The following is a 2,099-nucleotide window of genomic DNA, read 5'->3' as shown; positions in this document are numbered from 1 at the left end:
TTGGATCTGATGCGACTAGTAAGACATTTGTGAAAGCCAAAGGTCTTATTGTTCATATGGCTTTACGAATCAATGAGGGCTATACATACGATAACGTGGTTGCTGCGTTTACCAAAGGTCTTTATAACGCTATACAGTATAAGCCTATTAAAATTGCAACAGTGTCAAAAGAAGTTCCTGTTTTTGCTCATTATAATTGGTTAAAAAAATAGTAATTGGAACTGAAACAGTATATAGAACGGGAGGCGATTGCCAAATGAAGTATTTCCAATCTGGAGAAGTCGCTGATATGCTCAATATTTCCACGGCATCCTTACGATCATATGCACAACTGTTAGAACATGCGGGGTATGAGTTTAAAAAGAATACAAATAAGCAACGGCAATATAGTGAACATGACGTTAACATACTTAGCGCTATGCTAGCGCTAAAAAATGACCATGGCCTAGCGCTTAAAGGTGCCATAGAAAAGGTTTCTAGTGCTGACTTTTCACCTTCTAGCGTTCTTCAACCAATCGCAGAGCGCCAAAGCGAATCATCTAGCGCGCCAACCGATGAAACCAATAATGACGAGCTTTATCAGATATTAGAATTGTTAACTAGCGAAATGATAGCGCTAAAAGGCGAAAATCTAGAATTAAAGGCGCTACTAAGTGCGCAAAACGGTGCTATAAAAGATTTAGAAACCAAGCAGGATAGGGCTTTAAAAGCGCTTGAACATCCAAAAGAAAGTGCTGCGCTTAAAAGCATGCAAGAACAGATGGATACTATGCTAAAGCATCAAACAAAGTTAGCAGAAACTGCACCAAATACCAATGCTTTAATGGCTGAAATTCGTAAATTAAATTCTAAGATTGCTGAATTAGAAACATTAGCAACAACCAAACAAAATAAAGGCAGTTTTTGGTCGAGACTATTTAGAAAATAGAGCGAATGCTCATTTATCGTTGGAATCGCTCTCTTTTTAATTTAAAGTTAAGCTATTTTTTAGTATAGTAGATATTTTAATGAATATTTTATAAAATATATTAGTTATTTAAAAATCTTTTATTGTTTTGGAAGTAGGGTTTATTTTATGAGTTATAGAAAAATGGCATATTTGTTATTAATATTAAATTTACTGACTCTTTCTATTGTTATTATGTTTGCCGTTTTAAGTATGTATGTTGATCAATTATCTAGTGATTATTTTGAGAGTTGGATATATTATATTCCAAAGTATGTTTATATTTTATTAGGGATATCTTTAATTATTACAGTTTTACTATTTTTAAAAAAAGAAAAAGAAGCAACTAATTAGTTGCTTCTTTTTTGTGCGTAATATTTATACTTTTATACGTAATATTTTACGTCTGTTTGAACCCAACTTTTTCCTGATTTTATATATGAAACTGTTTTTTTCTTTTTCTTTTTAGCTGTATAGTAATCTATTTTTAAGGTTATAGCTGAAGGAGCTCTTACGTATGCAGTTTTTGTTACATTTGTCTTTTTATTACCGGTGGCTGGTGAATGAATATATTTTCTTTGTTTAACTTTAGAATATTGACCTACTTTTTTTACGTAACCTCTTATGTATTCGCCTTTTTTTAATGAAGCACTATTTTTAGAACCAGAGTATTCATAAGTTTTTGAATAACTATAACCTAAAGAACTGGCTATTGTTTTTTTACTTAATTCAATTTGACCGGATACGGAAACAGTATCTGAAATAGATGCGCTAATTGTATCGTATTCTCCTTTTCTCTTTGCGGGGTCACCTTTATAAATGAGTTTCCATTTTCCATATTCAGTAGTTTTATAAGCTTTTGTTGTTGATTCTATCTTCCAGTTTTCTGTATGAGGAAGACGTTTTGCTTGTACAGATGTATTGGGGAAAGAAAATGCAAATAAAATTATGGTTGTTAGTATTAAAATAATGTATTTTTTCATTTGAACACTCCTTATATATTTAATATAGTATCAACAAAAAAACTTAAAATATATGGATAAAATGTAATTATATAGATAGTAAATAAGGTCTATAACGGATATATGAGAGTACATACTCTCTATTTTCATTTGGCTGAAAACGTATGAAAATGTATATTTTCATACGTTTT

The 2,099-nt window shown here is 31.1% G+C and carries 4 protein-coding genes; 3 read left to right on the top strand and 1 reads right to left on the bottom strand.

Annotated features, from left to right (window positions below; genetic code table 11):
• The 3 genes from CW357_RS18455 to CW357_RS17910 form a co-directional block, all read left to right on the top strand.
• Window positions 1-212 (top strand): hypothetical protein (locus CW357_RS18455; protein WP_164489664.1); only part of this gene is annotated, 212 nt, incomplete at its 5' end.
• A gap of 44 nt (window positions 213-256) precedes the next feature.
• Window positions 257-928: a helix-turn-helix domain-containing protein gene (locus CW357_RS17915; protein ID WP_164489663.1), complete on the top strand. Its 672-nt coding sequence runs from the start codon at window positions 257-259 to the stop codon at window positions 926-928.
• Between the two features lie 147 nt (window positions 929-1,075).
• Window positions 1,076-1,300: a hypothetical protein gene (locus CW357_RS17910; protein WP_124218811.1), complete on the top strand. Its 225-nt coding sequence runs from the start codon at window positions 1,076-1,078 to the stop codon at window positions 1,298-1,300.
• 32 nt (window positions 1,301-1,332) lie between these two features.
• Here CW357_RS17910 and CW357_RS17905 read toward each other — a convergent pair whose 3' ends face one another.
• Entirely contained in the window at window positions 1,333-1,929 is a 597-nt protein-coding gene (locus tag CW357_RS17905) for a hypothetical protein (protein WP_124218809.1), read from the bottom strand.
• Window positions 1,930-2,099 lie beyond the last annotated feature (170 nt).

This window comes from Rummeliibacillus sp. TYF005 (genome assembly GCF_003844195.1).
Lineage (GTDB): Bacteria > Bacillota > Bacilli > Bacillales_A > Planococcaceae > Rummeliibacillus.
The sequence above is the reverse complement of the archived record's forward strand: the minus strand, read 5'-3'. Positions and strand labels throughout refer to the sequence as shown.